Origin of the sequence: Pseudomonas sp. NPDC089401, from assembly GCF_044749485.1 — a bacterium.
GTDB lineage: Bacteria > Pseudomonadota > Gammaproteobacteria > Pseudomonadales > Pseudomonadaceae > Aquipseudomonas.
In genome coordinates this window covers 271,125-295,183 of the sequence record NZ_JBIVIA010000002.1, presented here as the reverse complement: position 1 = coordinate 295,183, position 24,059 = coordinate 271,125, and the positions used below count along the sequence as shown (strand labels likewise).

18 protein-coding genes are annotated in these 24,059 nt (G+C 65.8%); 8 read left to right on the top strand and 10 right to left on the bottom strand.

Going from position 1 to position 24,059, the window contains the following annotated elements:
• The first annotated feature begins 161 nt into the window (after positions 1–161).
• Positions 162–1,199, top strand: coding sequence for an ABC transporter substrate-binding protein (locus ACIP21_RS05470; protein WP_400684905.1), 1,038 nt, complete (start codon positions 162–164; stop codon positions 1,197–1,199).
• A 37-nt stretch (positions 1,200–1,236) separates the two neighbouring features.
• On the top strand, positions 1,237–2,142 hold the full coding sequence (locus tag ACIP21_RS05465) for a TauD/TfdA dioxygenase family protein (protein ID WP_400684902.1): 906 nt from the start codon (positions 1,237–1,239) through the stop codon (positions 2,140–2,142).
• Between the two features lie 118 nt (positions 2,143–2,260).
• Here the strand turns inward: ACIP21_RS05465 and ACIP21_RS05460 are convergent, their stop codons facing one another.
• On the bottom strand, positions 2,261–3,175 hold the full coding sequence (locus tag ACIP21_RS05460; RefSeq protein WP_400684899.1) for a LysR family transcriptional regulator: 915 nt from the start codon (positions 3,173–3,175) through the stop codon (positions 2,261–2,263).
• Between the two features lie 193 nt (positions 3,176–3,368).
• Here ACIP21_RS05460 and ACIP21_RS05455 point away from each other — a divergent pair, with 193 nt between their 5' ends.
• From ACIP21_RS05455 to ACIP21_RS05435, 5 genes are all read left to right on the top strand, one after another.
• Complete coding sequence (locus ACIP21_RS05455; RefSeq protein WP_400684897.1) at positions 3,369–5,705, top strand: TonB-dependent receptor; 2,337 nt, start codon at positions 3,369–3,371, stop codon at positions 5,703–5,705.
• Between the two features lie 18 nt (positions 5,706–5,723).
• The gene (locus ACIP21_RS05450) at positions 5,724–7,400 is read left to right on the top strand and encodes an aryl-sulfate sulfotransferase (protein WP_400684894.1); all 1,677 of its coding nucleotides are present in this window, start codon (positions 5,724–5,726) and stop codon (positions 7,398–7,400) included.
• 246 nt (positions 7,401–7,646) lie between these two features.
• Entirely contained in the window at positions 7,647–9,089 is a 1,443-nt protein-coding gene (gene gabD / locus ACIP21_RS05445) for an NADP-dependent succinate-semialdehyde dehydrogenase (protein WP_400684891.1), read from the top strand.
• A gap of 179 nt (positions 9,090–9,268) precedes the next feature.
• Positions 9,269–10,546 (top strand): 4-aminobutyrate--2-oxoglutarate transaminase, encoded by a 1,278-nt coding sequence (gabT, locus tag ACIP21_RS05440; protein WP_400684888.1) that lies wholly within the window; start codon positions 9,269–9,271, stop codon positions 10,544–10,546.
• A gap of 137 nt (positions 10,547–10,683) precedes the next feature.
• On the top strand, positions 10,684–11,946 hold the full coding sequence (locus ACIP21_RS05435; protein WP_400684885.1) for an HDOD domain-containing protein: 1,263 nt from the start codon (positions 10,684–10,686) through the stop codon (positions 11,944–11,946).
• 146 nt (positions 11,947–12,092) lie between these two features.
• Here the strand turns inward: ACIP21_RS05435 and ACIP21_RS05430 are convergent, their stop codons facing one another.
• Complete coding sequence (locus tag ACIP21_RS05430; protein WP_400685871.1) at positions 12,093–13,079, bottom strand: GGDEF domain-containing protein; 987 nt, start codon at positions 13,077–13,079, stop codon at positions 12,093–12,095.
• Positions 13,080–13,221: 142 nt separating this feature from the next.
• Positions 13,222–14,406 (bottom strand): delta-9 fatty acid desaturase DesA, encoded by a 1,185-nt coding sequence (gene desA / locus ACIP21_RS05425; RefSeq protein WP_400684882.1) that lies wholly within the window; start codon positions 14,404–14,406, stop codon positions 13,222–13,224.
• 148 nt (positions 14,407–14,554) lie between these two features.
• Between desA and dibA the strand changes: the two genes are divergently transcribed.
• On the top strand, positions 14,555–16,450 hold the full coding sequence (gene dibA, locus ACIP21_RS05420) for a phosphodiesterase DibA (protein WP_400684879.1): 1,896 nt from the start codon (positions 14,555–14,557) through the stop codon (positions 16,448–16,450).
• 117 nt (positions 16,451–16,567) lie between these two features.
• On the opposite strand, the gene ACIP21_RS05415 is transcribed toward dibA, so the two are convergent.
• The 7 genes from ACIP21_RS05415 to tcyN form a co-directional block, all read right to left on the bottom strand.
• Positions 16,568–17,212: a methionine ABC transporter permease gene (locus tag ACIP21_RS05415; RefSeq protein WP_400684876.1), complete on the bottom strand. Its 645-nt coding sequence runs from the start codon at positions 17,210–17,212 to the stop codon at positions 16,568–16,570.
• Positions 17,202–18,311 carry a methionine ABC transporter ATP-binding protein gene (locus tag ACIP21_RS05410; RefSeq protein WP_400684873.1) on the bottom strand — a complete coding sequence of 370 codons (1,110 nt, stop codon included), beginning with the start codon at positions 18,309–18,311 and terminating at the stop codon, positions 17,202–17,204. The genes ACIP21_RS05415 and ACIP21_RS05410 overlap by 11 nt, the downstream gene beginning before the upstream one ends.
• Before the next feature lies 1 nt (position 18,312).
• Complete coding sequence (locus tag ACIP21_RS05405; RefSeq protein WP_400684870.1) at positions 18,313–19,113, bottom strand: MetQ/NlpA family ABC transporter substrate-binding protein; 801 nt, start codon at positions 19,111–19,113, stop codon at positions 18,313–18,315.
• Complete coding sequence (locus ACIP21_RS05400; protein ID WP_400684867.1) at positions 19,106–20,491, bottom strand: LLM class flavin-dependent oxidoreductase; 1,386 nt, start codon at positions 20,489–20,491, stop codon at positions 19,106–19,108. The genes ACIP21_RS05405 and ACIP21_RS05400 overlap by 8 nt, the downstream gene beginning before the upstream one ends.
• Positions 20,491–21,672, bottom strand: coding sequence for an SfnB family sulfur acquisition oxidoreductase (locus ACIP21_RS05395; protein WP_400684864.1), 1,182 nt, complete (start codon positions 21,670–21,672; stop codon positions 20,491–20,493). The genes ACIP21_RS05400 and ACIP21_RS05395 overlap by 1 nt, the downstream gene beginning before the upstream one ends.
• A gap of 135 nt (positions 21,673–21,807) precedes the next feature.
• On the bottom strand, positions 21,808–23,049 hold the full coding sequence (locus tag ACIP21_RS05390; RefSeq protein ID WP_400684861.1) for an SfnB family sulfur acquisition oxidoreductase: 1,242 nt from the start codon (positions 23,047–23,049) through the stop codon (positions 21,808–21,810).
• A gap of 251 nt (positions 23,050–23,300) precedes the next feature.
• Positions 23,301–24,059, bottom strand: a complete 759-nt coding sequence (gene tcyN, locus ACIP21_RS05385; protein ID WP_400684858.1) for an L-cystine ABC transporter ATP-binding protein TcyN — start codon at positions 24,057–24,059, stop codon at positions 23,301–23,303.

The window sequence follows — 24,059 nt, the reverse complement described above, 5'->3', positions numbered from 1 at the left end:
TGCGTTTCCCGCAACCCGCCCGGCGGCCCGCATGAACCCTGATTCATGCCTTCCAGTTATTAAAAAATGAAGTTTTGATCTTTGTAGGTTCTAACCAGACCTGCCTAGCTTTCGCCAAAGCGCCGGCCCTCGCCGGTGGCAGCCTGCCAAGGAGCCTTGCCATGAAAACCCCACTGCGCCACCTGATCACCGCCCTCGGGCTGGCCTTCACCCTCGGCGCCCACGCCGCCGAACCGGCCAGGCCGGAAAGCATCCGCATCGCCGTCCCCGACCTGAGCGCCGGCAGCAAGCACAGCGCCGGAGGCGTGGTCGACGTGCTGCGCGACCAGCAACTGCTGGAAAAAGAGTTTGCCAAAGATGGCATCCGCATCGACTGGCACTTCTTCAAGGGCGCCGGCCCGGTGGTCAACGAAGCCCTGGCCAATGGCCAGGCCGACTTCGCCTACCTGGGCGACCTGGCGGCGATCGTCGGCAAGGCCAACGGCCTCGACACCCGGGTGCTGTCGGCCGGGGTGCGCGGGGTGAAAAGCTACCTGGGGGTGGTGCCGGGTTCCGGCATCAAGACCCTGCACGACCTCAAGGGCAAGCGCGTGGCGGTGTTTCGCGGCACCGCCAACCAGCTGTCGTTCGCCAGTGCGCTGGCCAGCCAGGGCCTGTCCGAGCGCGACCTGAAGGTGATCAACCTGGACTTCAACGCCGCCAACGCCGCCCTGGCCGCCAAGCAGATCGACGCCACCTGGGGCTTGTCCAACCTGCTGTCGCTGCGCGAGCGCGGGCTGGTCGAGCTGCCGGTCAACTCCCGCGACCTGCAAGGCGCCGGCAGTACCCAGGCGGTGCTGCTGGGCACCGGCGACTTCATCCGCAAGTACCCCGAGCTGGTGCAGCGCCTGGTCAATGTCCAGGAACGCGCCACCACCTGGCTGCGTGACGAACACAATCGCGATGCCTTCGTCGACCTGGTGGCGAGCAACGCCAGCTGGCCGCGCAGCATCCTCAGTGACGACCTGGCCAAGGAAGACCTGGCCCACTACTTCGACCCGCGCCTGGACGCCGACTTCGTCGCCCAGTTGCAGCAAGGCGTCGACCTGGCCGCCCGCGAACGCCTGATCCGTCGCGGCTTCCAGGTTGCCGACTGGATCGAGCCGCGGTTCCTCGATGCCGCGCTGAAACAGGAACAGGCTGTGCAAGCCGCCCGCTGAACCCACACCCCCGACCATGACCGCAAGGATCACGACCATGAGCAATGCCGCACTGGCCACCGCGCCACACGCCCTCGAACTCGACATCCACCCGGTTGCCGGCCGCATCGGCGCCGAGATCCGCGGGGTGAAACTGTCCGCCGACCTCGATGCCGCCACCATCGACGCCATCCAGGCCGCCCTGGTGAAGCACAAGGTGATCTTCTTCCGCGGCCAGGCCCACCTCGACGACCAGAGCCAGGAAGGTTTTGCCAAGCTGCTCGGCGAGCCGGTCGCCCACCCGACCGTGCCGGTGGTCGATGGCACCCACTACCTGCTGCAGCTGGACGGCGCCGAAGGCCAGCGGGCCAACTCCTGGCACACCGACGTGACCTTCGTCGACGCCTACCCCAAGGCCTCGATCCTGCGCAGTGTGGTGGCGCCGGCGTCCGGTGGCGACACCGTGTGGGCCAACACGGCGGCGGCCTACCAGGAGCTGCCCGAGCCACTGCGGGTGCTGGCCGACCAGCTGTGGGCGGTGCACAGCAACGAATACGACTACGCGAGCATCAAGCCGGACGTCGACCCGGCCAAGCTCGAGCGTTATCGCAAGGTGTTCACCTCGACCGTCTACGAGACCGAGCACCCGGTGGTGCGCGTGCACCCCATCAGTGGTGAACGGGCGTTGCAGCTGGGGCATTTCGTGAAGCGCATCAAGGGCTATTCGCTGGCTGATTCGCAGCACTTGTTCGCGGTGTTGCAGGGGCATGTCACGCGCCTGGAGAACACTGTGCGCTGGCGCTGGGAGGCGGGGGATGTGGCGATCTGGGACAACCGCGCGACCCAGCATTATGCGGTGGATGACTACGGGACCCAGCCGCGCATCGTGCGGCGGGTGACCTTGGCCGGGGAGGTGCCGGTGGGGGTTGATGGGCAGTTGAGCCGCACTACCCGTAAAGGCTGACACCAGCAGAAAGACCTACGATTGAATCCTGTGGGAGCGGGTTTACCCGCGAATGCGGCAGTGGTGCCAGCATCGCATTCGCGGGTAAACCCGCTCCCACAGGGAATACCCTCAGCTTCTAGACTTCGGTATCACAGGCAATCAACTGCCTGACCAACCCCTGCGCCAACGGCGACAAGCCATACCCCACCCGGCTCACCACCCCATAGCGGGTGTAGAACGCCTCCTCCTGCTCCGGCGCCAGGTCCACCAGTTTCAGCGCCACCAATCCCCCCTCCGTCTGGTACGGCCGCAAGTTGGCATTGCAGGCGATGCCGATGGTGTCCGAATGCATCACCACGTTCAGCAGCGCATAGCCATGCTCGCACTCCACCGTCGGCAGGAAGTCCTGGCGGCCGCTGAGGTCGCTGAGGATCTTGCGGATGTTCGGCGGGCGGAAGGTGGTCGCCAGTGGGTAGTCGAACACATCCCGCGCGCGCACCTCGGCCTGCTCGGTCAGCGGGTGCCCGGCGCGGCAGCAGAAGTGCCAGCGCTGCGGCGCCAGCTTGTGCACGCGGTAATCCGGGTCGGACTCGAACTGGCGGGTGTCGGCGACGAAGAACTCGATCTCTTCGGCAATCAGCTTGCGGTTCAGCGCCTGCCAGTTGTCCACCTGGAAGCAGGTGCGCGCCGCCGGGAATTCGGCCACGAAGCGCGCCACCGCCCGCGGTACCAGGCCGCCGGCCGGTGCCGGGCCGGAGCCGAAGCGCACCACGCCGGTGGTGGCACCGTTGAACTGGTGGATCTCGTTGACCAGGTTGTGCGCCCCGTGCACCAGCCGCCGCGAATGCTCGAGCACCAGCAGGCCCTGGCGGGTGGGTGAAAGCTCCTTGCTGGCACGGTCGACCAGGCGGCAGCCAATGTTGTGCTCCAGGGTCTGGATGCTGCGGCTGAAGGCCGATTGCGACAGGTTCACCGCCGCCGCCGCAGCGACGAAACTGCGGTGCTCGACAAGGGCGATGAAGTGGCGAAGCTGGCGGAGGTCGATATGCATTTTCTACATGGAAACTTTCGGTCGAATGCAATTGATGAAGAGGGTGAGCCCCCTTATAAAGGGAGTCACTTATTCCACAAAATATGATTTATAAATATTTATATCTCTTAAAAGAATATAAGCCCAACTGACCGCGATTCGGTTCCGTCAACGGAAATGCTCGCCCAGGGCCCATGCCTCAAGGAGCATCTGCATGTCCGGACTTTCCCGTTGGCCTGCGCGCGCGTCGCGTTTCACCTTGCAACCCTTGGCCGCCGGCGTGTTGCTGGCCGCCGCCAACAGCAGCTTTGCCGAAGAGCCCGTCAGCACCGCGCCGGCCGTGGAGCAGGCAGCCAAGCTCGGCACCGTCACGGTCAACGCCCGCCGCCGTGAAGAAACCGCGCAGAGCGTGCCCACGCCGATCAGCGTGCTCAGCAGCGAAACCCTGGAAACCCAGCGCATCTACCGTGTGCAGGATCTGCAACAGCTGGTGCCGAGCACCAACGTGGCCTATGTGCATGCGCGCCAGTCGAGCATCTCGATCCGCGGCCTGGGCAACAACCCGGCCAGCGACGGCCTGGAAGGCAGCGTCGGCATCTACCTGGACAACGTCTACCTCGGCCGCCCCGGCATGGCCGTGTTCGACCTGCTCGACGTCGAGCAGCTGGAAGTGCTGCGCGGCCCGCAGGGCACGCTGTTCGGCAAGAACACCACGGCCGGCGTGCTGAACATCACCACGCGCAAACCGACCTTCCACCGCGAGGGCAGCATCCAGCAGTCGATCGGCGAAGACGGCTACCTGCAGACCCAGGGCAGTTTCTCCGGGCCGATCAGCGACACCCTGGCCGGGCGCATCAGTGCCTATCGCAGCGAGGACGATGGCTATGTGAAGAACGTCCACAACGGCGACGACCTCAACGGCGGCAAGCGCCAGGGCTTTCGTGCCCAGCTGCTGTTCCAGCCCAGCGACACCTTCAACCTGCGCTGGATCGGCGAGTACAACGAGGAAGACTCCAACAACGGCATTCTCAGCCTGTACAGCACCGGGCCGACCATCAACGGCGTCAACCGCTACGAAAGCCTGGCCGCCCAGGCCGGCGCCACGCTGGTGTCGGGCAAGGACCGCAAGGTCAACTTCGACGCCGACCAGCAGGTGACGGTGTTCCAGGGCGGCACTTCGGTGGAGGCCAACTGGACCCTGCCCAACGATTTCACCCTGACCTCGATCACGGCCTACCGCTGGTGGGACTTCACCCCGCGCAACGACGACGGCCTCGACGTGCCGGTGTTCTACAGCGCCGGCGTGTCGGTGCGCGACAAGCAGTACTCCCAGGAGATCCGTCTGGCCTCGCCCACCGGCGGCGCCTTCGACTACGTGCTGGGCGCGTACTACTTCAAGCAGGACCTGGACAACAAGTCGTTCACTTACTACGGCCCCCAGGCGGACATCTGGAACATCACCCCGGCCGGCGCCCTGGCCAACGTCGACACGATCGGCAACGGCCATATCGATACCGACAGCTACGCGCTGTTCGCCCAGGGCACCTGGCACGCCACCGACCGCCTGGACTTCACCGCCGGCATCCGCGGCACCTATGAAGAGAAGAGCGCCTGGGTCACCCGCGATGCCCCCAGCGGCGGCGCGGCGGTCACCGGTGCGGCGGCCACCGCGCGCCAGGCCAGGGTGGGGGCGTACGATTCGGGCGACCTCAACCAGTACAGCTTCAGCCCCTCCGGCCTGCTGGGCCTGAGCTACCGCTTCAGCGACCAGCTGCTCGGCTACGCCACCCTGACCCACGGCGAGAAGTCCGGCGGGGTGAACCTCACCGTTGGCGCCGCGCCACGCCTGGGCACCGACTCGCTGCTGGTCGGTACCGAGCGGGCCAACAACGCCGAACTGGGCCTCAAGAGCACGCTGTTCGACAACCGCCTGCAGCTCAACAGCAACCTGTTCTGGACCGAAGTGCATGGCTACCAGGCCAACGTCTACGACCAGGTCAACCGCGTGCAGTACCTGGCCAACGCCGGCAGCGTGCGCTCGCGCGGCCTGGAGTTCGAGGCCACGGCGCTGCCGATCGCGGGCCTGACGGTGAACTTCAACGGCTCGTGGAACGACGTGCGCTACCTGAAGTACGACGACGCGCCGTGCCCGCCGGAAGTGAGCCTGGCCAATGCCACCGCCACCTGCGACCTGTCCGGCCACCAGGTGGTCGGCGCCTCCAAGTACATCGCCAACCTCAACGGCGAGTACAAGTGGCAGGCCACCCAGCACGTCGAGCCCTACCTCACCGCCAGCTACGCGTTCCGTTCGCGGGCGGTGGGCACCATCGACGATTCCGATTACGGCCAGATCCCCAGCTACGCGCTGATCAACCTCTCCGCCGGTGTGCGCCTGGACCAGGGCGACGGCGTGGTCGACCTGTCGCTGTGGGTGAAGAACGCCGGCGACAAGACCTATTTCACCAGCCTGTGGAACTCCGCCAACGGTGGTTATGCCGGGGTGCTGGGCAACCCGCGCACCTTCGGCGCCACCGCCCGTTACGACTTCTGAGTAAAAAGGAGCTTTGCCATGAATGCCAAGACCGAAACCCCCGCGCTGCCCGAAGGCGCCTGCCTCACTGCCAAGGTGCCGGAGCGCGATGCCGCGCTGCTCGGCGACGTGGTGGTCAACCCGTACCGCCTGGCGCCGCTGACCGCGATCATCCGCGACGGCGGGCGCAGCCTGAGCGCGGCCCATGTGCGGGTGCGTGGCAAGGGCGAGCGCGGGGTGGACATCGTCTATGACGTGTCCGACCGCTCGCTGTGGACCTATGGCGGCATCCCGGTATTCGGGCTGTACCCCGACCACGTCAACCTGGTGGAAGTGACCTACAAGCTCGACGGCGAGCGGGTGCGCGAGCAGTACCAGATCTACGCCCCGGCCGTGCGCCTGCCGGTGGTGGCCAGACAGACCGCAGCGCTGCCGGAAGTGCAGCCGATCAAGGTGGCGCCGGGCTTCGAGCAGCGCCTGTACCTGTTCAACCACCTGCAAGGCGACATCCCCGGTGGCCGTGCCTTCAAGTGGAATGCCCTGGGCGGCGCCGCCGAGTGGGACCAGGTCGGCAACAACTGGATCGCCGACAGCAACGGCGATGTGCGCTGGTACCTGGACATCGAGCAGATCCACGACTCCAACCGCCGCGACGCCCTGGGCGGGACCATGGGCTTCCAGCAGACCCGCGACGGCAAGCTGATCTGGGGCCAGGGCCAGACCTATTCCAAGTACGACCTGCTCGGCCGGCGCATCTGGCAGCGCAGCCTGCCGGACAAGTTCGCCGACTTCTCCCACGAAATCCGCGAAACCGCCAACGGCACCTACCTGCTGCGCGTCGGCACCAGCGACTACCGCCGCCCGGACGGCAAGCGCGTGCGCTCGATCCGTGACCATATCATCGAGGTCAGCGAGGCAGGGGACGTTCTGGACTTCTGGGACCTCAACCAGATCCTCGACCCCTATCGCGGCGACCTGCTGGAAACCCTGGGCAAGGCGGCGATCCAGCTCCCGGCTGGGGTACAGAAGCAGGATGACCGGCTGGCCAACGAACTGGCCGAAGGTGACCTGCCGTTCGGCGATACCCCGGGCGTGGGTACCGGGCGCAACTGGGCCCACGTCAATGCCATCGACTACGACGCCGATGACGACAGCATTATCGTTTCAGCGCGCCACCAGGGTGTGGTCAAGATTGGCCGTGACAAACAGGTCAAGTGGATTCTGGCCTCGCCCCAGGGCTGGCCGCAGCACTTGCAGGGCAAGGTGCTCAAGCCGATCGCCAGCGAAGGCTTCGACTGGTCCTGGACCCAGCACACTGCCTGGCTCACTGGCAAAGGCACGCTGACCGTGTTCGACAATGGCTGGGGGCGCGACTTTGCCCCGACCAAGCTCAGCGGCAACTACAGCCGGGCGGTGGAGTACAGGATCGACGAGGCCAAGGGCACGGTCGAGCAGGTTTGGGAGTATGGCAAGGAACGCGGCGACGAGTGGTACAGCCCGGTGACTTCGGTGGTGGCTTACCGGCCGGAGACCGATACCCAGTTCATCTATTCGGCTTCGGTGAATTTCCTGACGCCGGAGAAGCTGACCACCACGGTGCTGAACGAAGTGCGGCGGGGGACCCAGGAGGTGCTGGTGGAGCTCAAGGTGCATAGCCGTCAGCCAGGGTCCGTGGGTTACCGGGCGTTGGTGATCGATTTGGCCAAAGCCTTCTGATTCACATTTTTTTCAGCTCGTTCGTCTAACCTGTACCGGCCCCTTCGCGGGTTTACCCGCGAAGGGGCCGGTCGCATTTCATGCAAATCATGAAATTTTCGATGGGGTGTTCAACCATTCGTTCTTTTTTTCGAACAGGCTATTGTCCAACACCCCAGCAGCCGCTTAGCATTCGTTTGAGATTTCAAACGCTCGATGCCCTGCCTTGGGCGCTTTTCAAACAATCAACAATTTCGGGAAGCCGACATGCAGCTCAAAGACGCTCAGTTGTTCCGCCAGCAAGCCTTCATCAACGGTGAGTGGCTGGATGCGGATAACGGTCAGACCATCAACGTGACCAACCCGGCCACGGGTGAAGTCATCGGTACCGTGCCGAAGATGGGCACCGCGGAAACCCGCCGCGCCATCGAAGCTGCCGACAAGGCCCTGCCGGCCTGGCGCGCACTGACCGCCAAAGAGCGCTCGAACAAGCTGCGTCGCTGGTTCGAACTGATGATCGAGAACCAGGACGACCTGGCTCGCCTGATGACCACCGAGCAAGGCAAGCCACTGGCCGAAGCCAAGGGCGAAATCGCCTACGCCGCCTCGTTCATCGAGTGGTTCGCCGAAGAAGCCAAGCGCGTCTACGGCGACACCATCCCGGGCCACCAGCCAGACAAGCGCCTGATCGTCATCAAGCAGCCGATCGGCGTCACCGCGGCCATCACCCCGTGGAACTTCCCGGCCGCCATGATCACCCGTAAAGCCGGCCCGGCCCTGGCCGCTGGCTGCACCATGGTGCTCAAGCCTGCCTCGCAGACCCCGTACTCCGCCCTGGCCCTGGTCGAGCTGGCCACCCGTGCCGGCATCCCGGCTGGCGTGCTGAGCGTGGTTACCGGCAGCGCTGGCGAAGTCGGCGGCGAGCTGACCGGCAACTCCCTGGTACGCAAGCTGTCCTTCACCGGCTCGACCGAAATCGGTCGCCAGCTGATGGAAGAATGCGCCAAGGACATCAAGAAGGTTTCCCTGGAGCTGGGCGGCAACGCTCCGTTCATCGTGTTCGACGACGCCGACCTGGACAAGGCGGTCGAGGGCGCGATCATCTCCAAGTACCGCAACAACGGCCAGACTTGCGTCTGCGCCAACCGTATCTACGTGCAGGACGGCGTCTACGACGCGTTCGCCGAGAAGCTGGCCGCCGCTGTCGCCAAGCTGAAGATCGGTAACGGCCTGGAAGACGGCACCACCACTGGCCCGCTGATCGACGGCAAGGCTGTCGCCAAGGTTCAGGAACACATTGAAGACGCCGTGTCCAAAGGCGCCAAAGTGCTGTCCGGTGGCAAGCTGATCGAAGGCAACTTCTTCGAACCGACCATCCTGGTCGACGTACCGAAGACTGCTGCCGTCGCCAAGGAAGAGACCTTCGGCCCACTGGCGCCGCTGTTCCGCTTCAAGGACGAGGCCGAAGTCATCGCCATGTCCAACGACACCGAGTTCGGCCTGGCCTCGTACTTCTATGCCCGTGACATGAGCCGTGTGTTCCGTGTCGCCGAGGCCCTGGAATACGGCATGGTCGGCATCAACACCGGCCTGATCTCCAACGAAGTCGCGCCGTTCGGCGGCATCAAGGCCTCGGGCCTGGGCCGCGAAGGCTCCAAGTACGGTATCGAGGACTACCTCGAAATCAAGTACCTGTGCATCAGCGTCTGATCGCACGGTAAAGGCTTTACCTCTGCCAGCGGGGCGCGAGAGCGACGTCTCGCTGGCCTTTTTGACATGCAGCACCTGGTGGCCAGGGCATTTTCGGCAGTCGATCAACGAATACTGTTCGCCAATGCAGCCAGCCACCCCCGAATAAAAGCGCCGCCACTCGGCGCAATGAGGGCACTATGAGCAAGACCAACGAATCCTTGATGCAACGTCGTGTCGCCGCCGTCCCACGTGGCGTTGGCCAGATCCACCCGATCTTCGTCGAATCGGCGAAGAACGCGACCGTGATCGACGTTGAAGGCCGCGAACTGATCGACTTCGCCGGCGGCATCGCAGTACTGAACACCGGCCACCTGCACCCGAAAGTGGTTGCAGCCGTGCAAGAGCAGCTGACCAAGGTCAGCCACACCTGCTTCCAGGTGCTGGCCTACGAGCCTTACGTCGAGCTGTGCGAAAAGATCAACAAGCTGGTGCCGGGCGACTTCGACAAGAAGACCCTGCTGGTCACCTCCGGCTCCGAAGCCGTTGAAAACGCCGTGAAGATCGCCCGTGCCGCCACTGGCCGCGCTGGCGTGATCGCCTTCACCGGCGGCTACCACGGCCGCACCATGATGACCCTGGGCCTGACCGGCAAGGTCGTGCCGTACTCCGCTGGCATGGGCCTGATGCCAGGCGGCGTGTTCCGCGCCCTGTTCCCGAGCGAGCTGCACGGCGTGAGCGTTGACGACGCCATCGCCTCGGTCGAGCGCATCTTCAAGAACGACGCCGAACCACGCGACATCGCTGCGATCATCCTCGAGCCGGTACAAGGCGAAGGCGGCTTCCTGCCAGCGCCGAAAGAGCTGATGAAGCGCCTGCGCGAGCTGTGCGACAAGCACGGCATCCTGCTGATCGCCGACGAAGTGCAGACCGGCGCAGGCCGTACCGGCACCTTCTTCGCCATGGAGCAGATGGGCGTCGCGCCTGACCTGACCACCTTCGCCAAGTCCATCGCTGGCGGCTTCCCGCTGGCCGGTGTATGCGGCAAGGCCGAGTACATGGACGCCATCGCCCCGGGCGGCCTGGGCGGCACCTATGCCGGTTCGCCAATCGCCTGCGCCGCGGCCCTGGCCGTGATCGAGGTGTTCGAGGAAGAGAAGCTGCTGGACCGCAGCAAGGCCGTTGGCGAGCTGCTGACCGCTGGCCTGCGCAAGATCCAGGAAAAGCACCCGATCATCGGCGACGTCCGTGGCCTGGGTTCGATGATTGCTGTGGAAGTCTTCGAAAAAGGCACCCACACCCCGAACGCCGCTGCCGTTGCCCAGGTTGTGGCCAAGGCGCGCGACAAGGGTCTGATCCTGCTGTCCTGCGGCACCTACGGCAACGTCCTGCGTATCCTGGTTCCGCTGACCGCCGAAGACGCGCTGCTGGAAAAAGGCCTGGCCATCATCGAAGAGTGCTTCGCTGAACTCGCCTGATGTGACGTGCTTCTAAAAAAAACCCGCCTCGGCGGGTTTTTTTTGTGCCCAGAAAAGCCTGGTGGCGCTATGGTTGTGGAAGGACTTGCGTTGGAAGCTGCGAGGGACCGTGTGTCAGGGATATTCAGGAGTTGGCCATGAGTGCTGCAGACCCCACCCCACCTAGCGTATTGATCGTCGAGGGCGACCCCTGGGTGCGCGACATGCTCCGGGAAATGTTGCTCAGCGTGCGCTGCGACGCCCGGTTGCAGGTGTGCGCCGACGGCTCCCAGGCGATCAATGCCCTGTCGAGCAAGCCGGACCTGATCATCGCGGCGCGCGAGTTGCCCAGCGGCGATGGCCTCGACCTGCTGCGCAAGGTCCGCGCCCAGGGCGAGAAGTCGGCGTTGCCGTTCATTCTCCTGAGCGAACGCAGTGACCCCGCCAGCGTGAAGGAAACCCTGCGTTTCCACCCCACCGAGTACCTGAGCAAGCCGCTGAACTTCGACAAGCTGCGCAAGCGCCTGGAAGTCCTGCTGCTGCATGCGGGCGAGGAAGTGTCGTGCCCGATCCCGGCCTTGCTGCCTGGGGTGAAGCTCAAGGATTACCTGGAGCAGCGTCGCGCCACTGCCGATGGCGGGCCGCTGTTCACCGACGTGCAGCAGGCGATCAAGCGTGCACTCAACCCCCAGGGCCTGAACCTCAAGGTGCTGGAAGAGGAGGTGCGCGACGACCCGCAGATCACCGCCGTGCTGATCGCGGCCGCCAACAGTGCCGCCCTGCACCGGGATGCCCCGGTGCAGACCTTGCTGCAGGCGTTGAACAAGCTTGGCAGCACCCAGAGCATGAACCTGATCCTGGGCATGACCCTCAAACGCAGCGCCCGCCTGAGCGATCCGCTGCTGACCCAGCACGCCACCCGCTACTGGAACCTGTCGCTGCACACCGCCGAATACGCTCGCTCGTTGGCGCGCATGCTCGACCTGGAGCAGGAGCGCTGCTACTGCGCTGGCCTGCTGCATTCGCTGGGTGACCTGGCGGTGTTGCGCTCCCTGCAGGAGTGGCGGCTGGCCGGGGGCGAGCTGGACGAGGGGCAGGTGCAGCAGTCGCTGGGCGAATTCGGCGCGGCATTCGGCTCGGCCCTGCGCACCCGCTGGCGCTTGCCGCTGAGCCTGCGCGAGCTGATCGCGGCGATCTACCAGCTTGGTGGCGGGGTGTATTCGCGGGAAATCCTCGCCATGAACCTGGCCGGTCAGCTGGCGCGCCTGCCGGCGGACCAGGGGCTGGAGAAGGTGGCCGACAGCAAGACGGCGCGTTTGCTGAAGGTGTCGCTGCCGGAACTGAGCCGGTTGCGCAAGGTGGAGAACCCCGAAGGCAAGCCAGCTGAGCCTGAGCCCGCACCAGACAGCGATCTGCCGTAGGAGCTAGCCTTGCTCGCGATGCGCCGCGCGAGCGGCGCTCGATCCCACGCAGCGGATGGCACCGGCTTTGCCGGTGTTCGCGGGTGAACCCGCTCCCACAAATACGGTGCAAACCTCAACCATTGCCCGGCGGCTGTTCCAGGGCGTCACCCCCTGACAATCTGGTTCTTGCCCTGGCGCTTGGCCTGGTACATCGCCGCGTCTGCCCGGCCGAACAGGCTGTCCAGCGACTCGTCCTCATCGGTCAATCCGGTCAGCCCCTGGCTCACCGTCACGCTGTAGCGCTCATCACCATGGCTGAACCCCAGCCGCTGGATCTCCCGCTGCAAACGCTCGGCGATCTGCTCCGCCACCTGCGCATTGCAGCCCGGGAACACCGCGGCAAACTCTTCGCCACCTATCCGCCCGAACAGATCGCCCCGGCGTAGCACGGCCTTGCCGCTGTCGGCGATGCGTTGCAGCACCTGGTCGCCTTCCTGGTGGCCATAACTGTCGTTGATACGCTTGAAGTCATCGATGTCCAGCAGCAGGAACGCCAGCGGCGTGCCGTCTTCCCGGGCGCTGACGAAGGCCTGCTCGGCGCACTCGAAGAAGTGCCGGCGGTTGCTGCTCTGGGTCAGCACGTCGGTGGTGGCCAGGCGCTGCAGTTCACCTTCGAGCTGCTTCTTGTCGGTGATGTCCTCGGCGATGCCGACGATGATCACCCGGTCGCCGTCGCGCTGCTGGTTGACGTAGCACTTGTCGCTGAGCCAGCGCACCTGGCCGCTGGCGTTGATGATGCGGTATTCGCGGTCTTCCACCGCGCCCTTGAGCAGCACCTGGGCCAGGCTGCGCTCGGCGAACTCCAGGTCGTCGGGGTAGATGCTGTCGCGCCATTCGTTGTAGTCGGCCAGCACCAGGCTGGCCGGGCGGCCGAAGATGCGTTCGTAGGCGGGGCTGACGTAGAGCACCTGGCGGGTTTCCCAGTCGAACGCCCAGAGCACGGCGTTGACGCTGTCGAGCAGCGAGCTGTAGAGCTGCTCGCGCTCGCTCAGGCGGGCGACTTCACCTTGGGCGTGGAGCAGGGCCAGCAGGGTCTGGGCGGCTGCGGGAGGGGAATTGCCGGGCAGGGATGAATCGATGTTCTTGGCCATGTGCACGGAGCGGTTCTCGACGGGGAAGCGCGCGGCCACGAACCAGCCCGCCGCGCGGGCGATGTGCAGGGTTTGAGTGGATTTTCAGGGGGGAAGTTCCAACCGGGCATGCCCCGGTGCGGGGCATGCCGATCAACGGCGGTCAGGCCCCGGTAGGGCGCAGGGAGTAGGTTTTCAGCTGCGTGGCGAATTCGTGCAGGGCGTGGATGCCGCTGGCTTCGGCCTCGTGCACCCAGTCCTTCATGGCCGCCAGCATGTCGTGGCCGTTGGCGCTGGTGCGGGCCCAGATCTGCTGCAGGGCCAGGCGTTTTTCGTAGATGGTCTTGAGCGCCTGGCTGTGGGCGAGCATCGACTCGATGCGCACATGGTGGCGGTCTTCGAGCAGGCTGGTTTCCCGCGACAGCAGGCGCTTGGCACGGCGGAAGCGGTGGCGCACCGAGGCGTCGACCTTGGCCAGCTCCTGCTTGACCAGCGGGCCGATCACCAGCTTGCGGTACTGGGCCATGATCTGGAAGCGGTTGTTGAGGATCGCCATGGCGGTGTCCATGTCCAGGCTGGCCTTGCCCTCGACCCGGTGGGCGATGGGTGCCACACGTTGCACCTTGGCCAGGCGCAGCAGGCAGAACAGGCGGATCCACGCCCAGCCCATGTCGAACTCCCAGCGCTTGACCGAGAGCTTGGCCGAGTTGGGGTAGGTGTGGTGGTTGTTGTGCAGCTCTTCGCCGCCAATGACGATGCCCCACGGCACCAGGTTGGTGGCGGCGTCGCGGCATTCGAAATTGCGATAGCCGAGCGCGTGGCCCAGGCCGTTGACCACGCCGGCGGCCCAGAACGGGATCCACATCATCTGCACGGCCCAGATGGTGATGCCGATGCTGCCGAACAGCAGCAGGTCGAGCACTGCCATGACGGCGATGCCGCCGAGCTTGTAGCGCGAATAGAGGTTGCGCTCGATCCAGTCGTCCGGGCAGTTCTTGCCGTAGATGCGCAGGGTTTCGGGGTTGCGCGCCTCTTCGCGGTAGAGCTCGGCGCCCTTGCGCAGCACCGTGCTCAGCCCCTTGTACAGCGGGCTGTGCGGGTCGTCGGGGGTTTCGCACTTGGCGTGGTGCTTGCGGTGGACGGCGGTCCACTCGCGGGTGTTCTGTGCCGTGGTCAGCCACAGCCAGAAGCGGAAGAAGTGCTTGAGCGCGCCATTGAGCTCCAGGGAGCGATGGGCGGAGTAGCGATGCAGGTAGACCGTGACGCTGACGATGGTCACGTGGGTCATCAGCAGGGTGACGCCAACCAGTTGCCAGGCCGACAAGTCGAGCAGACCGTTGTACCACATAGGTAAGGAAACCCTCGGTAATGCAGGGAGAAGGGTGTGATTATCCCTTGGCGGGCAAATAAAACCAGTCACCCTTTCAGATAGGAAGTCACGGCATGTTTCAGCCTTTATAATCCCCCTTCCTTTTCAATGGGCAATTCCCCCCGACATGTCTGTTTCCGTTCGCGACGCCTTGCGCATGGCCGCGCTGTATGTGGTGCTCTCGATCCTCTGGCTGGTGCTCTCGGAGGTGGTGCTGCACACGATGTCCGACAACCCCCTGGCGCTGACCGTGGGGCGGCAGATCAACGTGGTGCTCTGGGTGCTGTTCAGTGCCGTGCTGATCTTCGTGTCGCGCGCCCGCCTGCTCAATTTCATCGGCATCGGTGCCCGCCTGCGCAGCGAGGACCGTGAACGCCTGCGCATGGCCGCGGCGGTGTTCGACAGCACCCTCGAAGGCGTGCTGGTCACCGACCGCCAGGGCCTGATCGTGCACGTCAACCGGGCCTTCATGCGCATCACCGGCTACCAGCAGGACGAAGTGCTCGGCCAGCGCCCGAGCAAGTTCAAGTCCGGGCGCCACGGCGTGCCGTTCTACCAGCAGATCTACGCCACCCTGGCCGCCAAGGGCGAGTGGAGCGGGGAAATCTGGAACCGCCGCAAAAGTGGTGAAATCTATCCGCAATGGCAGACGATCTGCGCCATTCGCGACGACAGTGGCGAGCTCAGCCATTACGTGGCGGTGTTCAGCGACATCAGCGCGATCAAGCACTCCGAGCAGGAACTGGCCTACCTGGCCCACCACGACCCGCTCACCGGCCTGCCCAACCGGCTGTTGTTCAATGACCGCGTCGAACATGCGTTGGCCGCCGCGCAGGCCAACAAGCGCGGCTGCGCCTTGCTGCTGCTCGACCTCGATCACTTCCAGAGCATCAACGATGGCCTGGGCCATACCATCGGCGACCAGTTGCTCAAGCTGGTCGGCGAGCGCCTGCGCGATGAACTGGGCAACGGCGTGACCCTGGCGCGCCTGGGCGGCGACGAATTCGGCGTGCTGGCCGAGAACTGCCAGCAGGTCGGCCAGGCCGGCAAGCTGGCGCAGCAGATCATCGAGCGCCTGCGCGAGCCGTTCGATTGCGACGGCCACCGGCTGTTCGTCAGTGCCAGCGTCGGCATCAGCCTGTTCCCCAGCGATGCCTTGAGCGCCGCGCAGTTGCTGCGCAATGCCGACTCGGCGCTGTTCAAGGCCAAGGGCAACGGCCGCGCCTGCTACGCGTTGTACACCGAGGAACTGACCGCCCATGCCCAGCACCGGGTGGAAACCGCCGGCGAACTGCGCCGGGCGCTGGCCCAGGACGAACTGCGGGTGTTCTTCCAGCCGGTGCACGACCTGTTCACGGCGAAGATGGTCGGCGTCGAGGCACTGGTGCGCTGGCAGCACCCCCAGCGCGGGCTGGTGCCGCCGGGCGAATTCATCCCGATCGCCGAGCGCACCGGGTTGATCGCCGAGATCGACGCCTGGGTGCTGCGCCAGGCGTGTCGGCAGATGGTGTGCTGGCAGGCCGAAGGGCGCGCGCTGCAGTTCGTTGCGGTGAACATCTCCAGCCGCTTGTTCGGCCACCGCGAGTTGTACCGGCAGGTGGCCGAGGTGCTGCACGAGACAGGCCTGGACCCGGCGCTGCTGGAATTGGAAGTGACCGAGAGCGCGGTGATGGAGGACCCTGAGGTGGCGTTGGAGCAGTTGCATCGCCTGCGCGAGCTGGGCTTGAACCTGGCCATCGATGATTTCGGTACCGGTTATTCGTCGTTGCTGCGGCTCAAGCGCATGCCGGTGCAGAAGCTGAAGATCGACCAGGGCTTCGTTGCCGGGTTGCCGCTGGATGACGATGACATCGCCATCGTGCGGGTGATCATCGCCCTGGCGCGGAGCATGGGCATGCAGGTGCATGCCGAGGGGATCGAGCAGGCCGAGCAGGCGCGTTTTCTGCTGGAGCAGCAGTGCCAGCTGGGGCAGGGGTACTGGTTCGGGCGGCCGGTGGCGGCTGGGGATTTGCGCTGGGGCTGAGATTGCCGGGGCCGCTTTGCGGCCCTTTCGCGACACAAGGCCGCTCCTACAAGGGGTCGCGTATTCCTGTAGGAGCGGCCTTGTGTCGCGAAAGGGCTGCAAGGCAGCCCCAGGCCATCAGCGCTTGTTCAAGCCTTTTGCCAGCCGGTCCCCCCCCACCTGGATCAACGCCACCAACGCCACCAGCATGGCAATTACCGTCAGCATGATCTGGCTGTCGAACCGCTGGTACCCATAGCGATAGGCAATATCCCCCAGCCCCCCAGCACCAATCGCCCCGGCCATGGCCGATGAGTTGATCAGCGTCACCAGGGTGATGGTGAACCCGCCGACGATCCCCGGCAGTGCCTCGGGCAACAGTACATGCCAGACGATGTGCCAGCGCCGGCAGCCCATGGCCTGCGCCGCCTCCACCAAGCCATGGTCGACCTCGCGCAGGCTCACCTCGGCTATCCGCGCAAAGAACGGCGTGGCGGCGATGGTCAGCGGCACCACGGCGGCCCAGACGCCATAGGTGGTGCCGACCAGCAGGCGGGTGAAGGGGATCAGCGCGACCATCAGGATCAGGAACGGGATCGAGCGGAACAGGTTGACGAAGGCACCCAGCACCCGGTTCAGCAGCGGCGCCTGGAAAATCCCGCCCTTGTCGCTGGTGACCAGCAGCACCGCCATCGGTACTCCCACCAGCAGCGCGATCAACGATGACACACCGACCATCAGCAGGGTATCGAGCAAGCCTTCGAGCAAGCGATCAAACCACATGGCCCAGTACCTCCACGTCTTCGGCCCAGTGACGGGCATGTTCGAGCAATTGATGGGTGTCGTGCGGCGACCCCTGCACGGCCAGGATCAACTGGCCCAGGGCGTGCTCGCCAATGGTTTCGACGCCGCCCTGGAGCAGGCGCACGCGCCCGCCGAGGTCGGCGAACAGGTCGGACAGGGCCGGTTCACCCAGCACGCTGAGCTTGAGCACCACGGCGCTGTCGCGGCTGATGGGGCTGGCCCGAAGCTTGGCCTGCAAGGCTTCGGGCAGTTTGGTCTGCAAAGGCGTCAGCAGGGTCCGGGTCACCTCGTGGCGCGGGCTGCCGAATACCCGCCAGACGTCGCCCTGCTCGACGATTTCGCCACGCTCAAGCACCACCACGCGCTGGCAGATGTCGCGGATCACCGCCATCTCGTGGGTGATCAGCACCACGGTCAGGCCCAGGCGCCGGTTGATGTCGCGCAGCAATTCGAGGATCGAGGCGGTAGTTTCCGGGTCCAGTGCCGAAGTGGCCTCGTCGCACAGCAGGATCTCGGGGTCATGCACCAGCGCCCGGGCGATGCCGACGCGCTGCTTCTGCCCGCCGGATAGCTGCGCCGGGTAGACGTGGTGCTTCTCCTGCAGGCCGACCAGCGCCAGCAGCTCGCGCACCTTGCGCTGGCGCTCGGCCTTGGCCACGCCGGCCACCTTCAGCGGCAGCTCGACGTTCTGCCACACGGTCTTGGCCGACATCAGGTTGAAGTGCTGGAAGATCATGCCGATGCGCCGGCGCAGCGCCACCAGCTGGTCTTCGTCGAATGGCGCGATGTCCACCTGGTCGATCAGCACCCGGCCCTGGCTTGGTTGCTCCAGGCGGTTGATGGTGCGCAGCAGCGACGACTTGCCGGCGCCACTGCGGCCGATGATGCCGAAGATCTCGCCGCGGCGGATGTTCAGCTCGATGCCGTGCAGTGCGGGCTGCTGCTGGCCGGGGTAGGTCTTGCCCAGGCCGATGAAGCGGATGTGCGCCTGGTTGACCTCCGGGCGCAGCGCCTGCTCGCGGGCCGTTGGCGGCGATGGTTGTGCGCTGGGCGCCCTGAGCGCGTTGGCCTGGCTCATGTCAGCCTTCCCAACCGGCCTGGTACAGGCTGCCGTGGGCCTTGTTCAGCGCGGCGCGCACGGCGGGCGAATGCTGGTAGATGTCGACGAACTTGGCCAGGCGCGGGTCGTCCTTGCTCTGCGGGCGGATGACGAACTGGATCACGTATTCCTTGTTTTCCAGGCCGTCGAACAGCAGTGCCGAGGTGGCGTCGAAGGTGTTGGCCAGGCGGATGTAGGCCGGGTAGCCCTGCACCAGGTCGGCGTCGTCATAGGCGCGCACCAGCTGCACGGCTTCGACCTGGAGGATCTTCAGCTTCTTCGGGTTGGCGGTGATGTCGTCCTCGGTGGCCTTGTAGCCGACGCCGGGCTTGAGCGTGATCAGCCCGGCCTTGGCCAGCAGTTGCAGGCCGCGGCCGCTGTTGATCGGGTCGTTGGCGATGGCCACGCTGGCGCCTTCGGGCAGATCGGCGAAGGCCTTGTACTTTTTCGAGTACAGGCCGACGTTGTTGATGATGCCCGGGGCGTAGGGGATCAGGTTGAAGCCGGCGGCGGCCTTGGCGTTCTCCAGGAAGGGGATGTGCTGGAAGTAGTTCACGTCGATGTCGCCACTGTTGAGGCTGACATTGGGCGCGATCCAGTCGCTGAACTCGATCAGCTTCACTTCCAGGCCTTGCTTGTGGGCTTCTTCCACCGCCGCTTCCAGCGGGATGGCGAAGGCCGAGGTGGTGCCGATCTTCAGCGGTTCGGCGGCCAGCGCGCTGGCGGACAGGCCGAGGGTGAGGGCGATGGCCGCGACGGGCCGGAACAGTTTCTCAAGCATGGGACGGGGCTCCAGTCGGGGCAGAGGTTTGACGGTAGGTCGAGCCGGGGTGGTCGGCGGGCAGGTGCGGGTGGTCACTGGCGAACAGCTTTTCGCGCAGGGTGCCTTCGGCGTAGGCGGTCTTGTAGCGGCCGCGCTGCTGCAGTTGCGGCACCACCAGGTCGATGAAGTCCTCGAAGCTTTCCGGGGTGACGGTGCGGGTCAGGTTGAAGCCGTCCAGGCCGGTGTCATCGATCCAGGCGATCAATTGTTCGGCGACTTGTTCCGGCGCGCCGACCAGGGTCACGTAGCGCCCGCCGAGGGCGTGCTGCTCCAGCAGGCGGCGGCGGGTCCAGGCGTTTTCCTGCAGCTGGCGGGTGGCCGACTGGATGGCATTGCCCTTGCCGCTGGCGATGGGCTCGTCCAGCTCGAAGGCGGCGAAGTCGATGCCGGTGGAGGCGGCGAAGTGCGCGACGCCGGCTTCCGCGCTGGCATGGCGCAGGTACTCGGCATGCTTGGCCTGGGCCTGTTGCTCGGTGGGCGCGACGATCACCGTGATGCCCATGAACACCTTCACCGCCTGTGGATCGCGGCCAGCGGCCTGGGCAGCGGCGCGCACCTTGTCGACCTGGGCGCGGGTGGCGGCCTTGTCCTGGCCACTGATGAACACGCATTCGGCATGGTTGCCGGCGAAGGCCAGGCCGCGCGGCGAACTGCCGGCCTGGAACAGCACCGGGGTGCGCTGCGGCGAGGGTTCGCACAGGTGGTAGCCCTCGACCTTGTAGAACTCGCCCTGGTGGCGCACCTTGCGCACCTTGCCCGGCTCGGCGTACACCCGTCGGGCGCGGTCATTGACCACGGCGTCGTCGGCCCAGCTGCCTTCGAGCAGCTGGTACAGCACCTGCAGGTATTCGTCGGCCTGGTCGTAGCGGCGGTCGTGCTCCGGCTGCTGCTCCAGGCCCATGGCCCGGGCGGCGCTGTCGAGGTAGCCGGTGACGATGTTCCAGCCGACCCGGCCGTCGCTCAGGTGGTCCAGGGTCGAGAGACGGCGGGCGAACAGGTAGGGCGCCTCGTAGGTGAGGTTGGCGGTGAGGCCGAAGCCCAGGTGGCGGGTCACTGCGGCCATGGCCGAAACCAGCAGCAACGGGTCGTTGACCGGCAGCTGGATCGACTCCTTGAGGGTCACGTCCAGCGACTGGCCGTAGATGTCGTAGGTGCCGACGATGTCGGCGATGAACAGGCCGTCGAACAGCCCGCGCTCCAGCAGGCGCGCCAGGTCGGTCCAGTAGGCCAGGCTCTTGTACTGGGTCGAGGTGTCCCGTGGGTGGGTCCACAGGCCGTGGTTGATATGCCCGATGCAGTTCATGTTGAAGGCATTGAGCAGCAGCTGCTTGGCCATCAGATCGTCCCTCGGCGTGGTGGGTTGTGGTCGTTGAGGTAGTAGTTGCCGATGGCGTGGTACTTCCAGCGCACCGGGTCGTGCAGGGTGTGCACGCGGGCGTTGCGCCAGTGGCGGTCGAGGTTGTGCTCGGCCAGGGTGGCCTGGCTGCCGGCCAGCTCGAACAGCGTGGTGCCGGCGGCGAGGGCGATCTCGGTGCTGATGGCGCGGGCTTCGGCGACCGCGATGGAGGCGCTGGCGACGCTGTCTGCGGTGCTGTCGGCCTGGGCGCGGTCGAGGTATTCGCCGGCGCGCTCGAGCAACGCTTCGGCGGCGTGCAGGCGGATCGCCAGGTGGCCGAAGCTCTTCAGGGTCAGCGGGTCGTCGCTGGCCTTGTCCTGACCGGAATCGATCCAGGGCCGGCTGCGCGTGCGCACGAAGTGCAGGGCATCCTCGTAAGCGGCGCGGGCGATGCCGGTGTCGATGGCGGCGTGGAGGATCTGCGCCAGCGGGCCGACCGGGGTCGGGCGCTCGAAGGCACTCTGGAACGGCACCACGTCGGCTTCGTCGACGTACACGTCGTCGAACTGCACCGAGCCGCTGCCGGTGGTGCGCTGGCCGAAGCCGCTCCAGTCGTCGATCACCTGCAGGCCCTGGCTGTCGGCCGGGACGAAGGCCAGTTGCTGGCGGCCTTGCTCGTCGATCACCGAGGTGGGGATGCGCTGGGCGTAGAGCGCGCCGGTGGCGTAGAACTTGCGGCCGTTGATGCGGTAGCCGGCACCGTCGCGGGTCAGGCGGGTGGTGCGGTCGTGGGCGGTCTTGCTGCCCAGTTCGGCCAGGGCGTTGCCCAAGCGTGCACCGGCCAGCACTTCGGCGTAGAGGCGGCGCTGCTGCTCGGGGCTGCCGTTCACGCGCAGCACTTCGAGGGCGTAGAAGTGGTTTTGTGGGATCTGCCCGAGGGAGGCGTCGGCCTGGGCGATGCGGGCGATGACCTGGGCCAGGGTGACGCTGGACACGCCGGCGCCGCCGAAGGCCTTGGGTACGCTGATGGCCCACAGGCCGGAGCGGCTGAACAGCTCCAGCTCGGCGTGGGGCAGGCGGCGCTCGCGGTCGCGCAGGGCACTGTCGCGGTGGAGTTGTTGGGCAAGGTGTGTGGCGACATCCAGGGCTTGGGTGTCGCTGGTGATAACGGATGTTGTCATGGTGTTCTCCGGGGCAATGGGGCCGCGCTGCGGCCCTTTCGCGACGCAAGGCCGCTCCTACAAGGGATCGCTTACCTCCTGTAGGAGCGGCCTTGCGTCGCGAAAGGGCTGCAAAGCAGCCCCAAGGCCCTCAAATCAGATCCAGGAATGCCGGGCAGGCAAGGTGCCGTTCAGGTGATAGGCGCCAACCGCGTGGTACTTCCAGCGCACCGGGTCATGCAGGGTGTGCACCCGGGCATTGCGCCAGTGCCGGTCGAGGTTGAACTCGGCCAGGGTCGCGCGGCTGCCGGCCAGCTCGAACAGCTTCTCGCTGGCCTGCAACGAAACCTCGGTGGTCAGCACCTTGGCCTCGGCCACGGCAATCGAGGCCCGCGCCGCAGCAGCGGCATCGATCGGCCCGGCGTTGACCTCGTCGAGCACCCGCGCCGCCTTGCGCAGCAGCGCCTCGGCGGCATGCAGTTCGAGCTTCAGGCGGCCGATGTCGGCAATCACATAAGGGTCATCGCTGGCGCGCTCGACATTGGCATCGATCCACGGCCGCGACTTGTCGCGCACGAAGGCGATGGCGTCAGCAATGGCCGCTTCGGCGATGCCGGCATCGATCGCGGCCTGGATCAACTGCGACCCCGCGCCCTGGATACTGGGCAGGTCGCGCTGGCGCCAGTTGTCGATCACCAGCTCCGCATCCACCGGCACCTGGTCGAGCAGCACGGTGCCGCTGGCGGTGGTGCGCTGGCCGAAGCCGGACCAGTCATCGACGATGCGCAGCCCCGGGCTGCCACGGCGGACGAAGGCCAGGCGCTGGCGGCCTTCGTCGTCCAGGGCCTTGACGGCCACCCAGTGGGCGAACAGGGCACCGGTGGAATAGAACTTCTCGCCGCTGAGGCGATAACCGTCAGCGCTGCGGCTGATGCGTGCCTTGAGGGTCAGGGTGTCCTTGGTACCGCGCTCGGGCCCGGCGTTGCCGATGCGCCAGCCGTCCAGCACGCTGCGGAAGATCAGCGCCTGCTGGGCCTCGCTGGCGGTCAGGCGCAGCAGTTGCAGCACGCCGAACTGGTTCTGCGGGATCTGCCCCAGGGCCGGGTCGGCGGCGCTGATGAGGCGGAACACCTCGGCGATGGTGGCAAAGGAGACATCGGGGCCGCCATGGGCCTTGGGCACGCTGATGCTGCCCAGGCCGCTGCGGGTGAACTGTTCGATTTCGGCCCACGGCAGCTTGCGCTGGCGGTCGCGGCGGGCAGCCTGTTCGCGGGCGGCGTCGGCCAGTTCGCGGGCCGCTTGCAGGGCTTCGGCGTCGTTGCGCAACACCTTGGCCGGCAGCAGCAGGGGCGAACTGTCGAGGTCGCTGTGGAAAGGGGTATTTGGCTGGGTGGTCATCAGAACCGAACCTCACAAAAGTGGATGCGTCGCTTCAGCTGATGGCGACAGACATTTGCTGGTCCGGTGGTCCGGTTCATATACCCTAATGGCTTATCAAAAGTTTATGAACTAAATATTTGGAATATGTATAGAAGAGGGGAGTTGTGCTGGATGTGCCGGCCTCTTCGCGGGTGAGCCCGCTTCCACAGGGACGGCACAGCATTCAAAACTGTGGGAGCGGGTTTACCCGCGAAGAGGCCAGTACAGGGTTATTCGGAAGCGGCAGTCCCGAGGAACTTGCGCAGGAACTGCCGGGTGCGCTCTTCCTTCGGGCTGGCAAACAATGCCTTGGCCTCGCCCTGTTCGACGATCACGCCCTTGTCGAAGAAGATCACCCGGTTGGCCACATCCCGGGCAAAGCTCATCTCGTGGGTGACGATGATCATCGTGCGCTTTTCCTCGGCCAGGCCGCGGATGGTCTCCAGTACTTCGCCGACCAGTTCAGGGTCGAGCGCCGAGGTGGGCTCGTCGAACAGGATCACCTCCGGCTCCATGGCCAGCGCGCGGGCAATCGCCACACGTTGTTGCTGGCCGCCGGACAGGCGCCGCGGGTAGGCGTCTTCCTTGCCGGCCAGGCCGACCTTGGCCAGCAGGCGCCGGCCCAGCTCGACAGCCTGCTCGCGGGGTGTCTTCTTGACGATCACCGGCCCCTCGATGACGTTGTCCAGGGCGGTGCGGTGGGGGAACAGGTTGAAGTTCTGGAAGACGAACCCGGCCTGCTGGCGCAAGCGGCGGATCGCACCTTGCTGGCCCCCCAGCGGGCGATTGGCGTCGATGCTGATGCTGCCGATCTGGATACGCCCGGCATCCGGGGTTTCCAGCAGGTTGAGGCAGCGCAGGAAGGTGGTCTTGCCCGAGCCGCTGGGGCCGATGATCGCCACCACTTCGCCCGGCCGCACGGTCAGGTCGATGCCGTCGAGCACGGTCTGGCCCTTGAACCGCTTGGTCAGGCCTTCTACTACGATCAT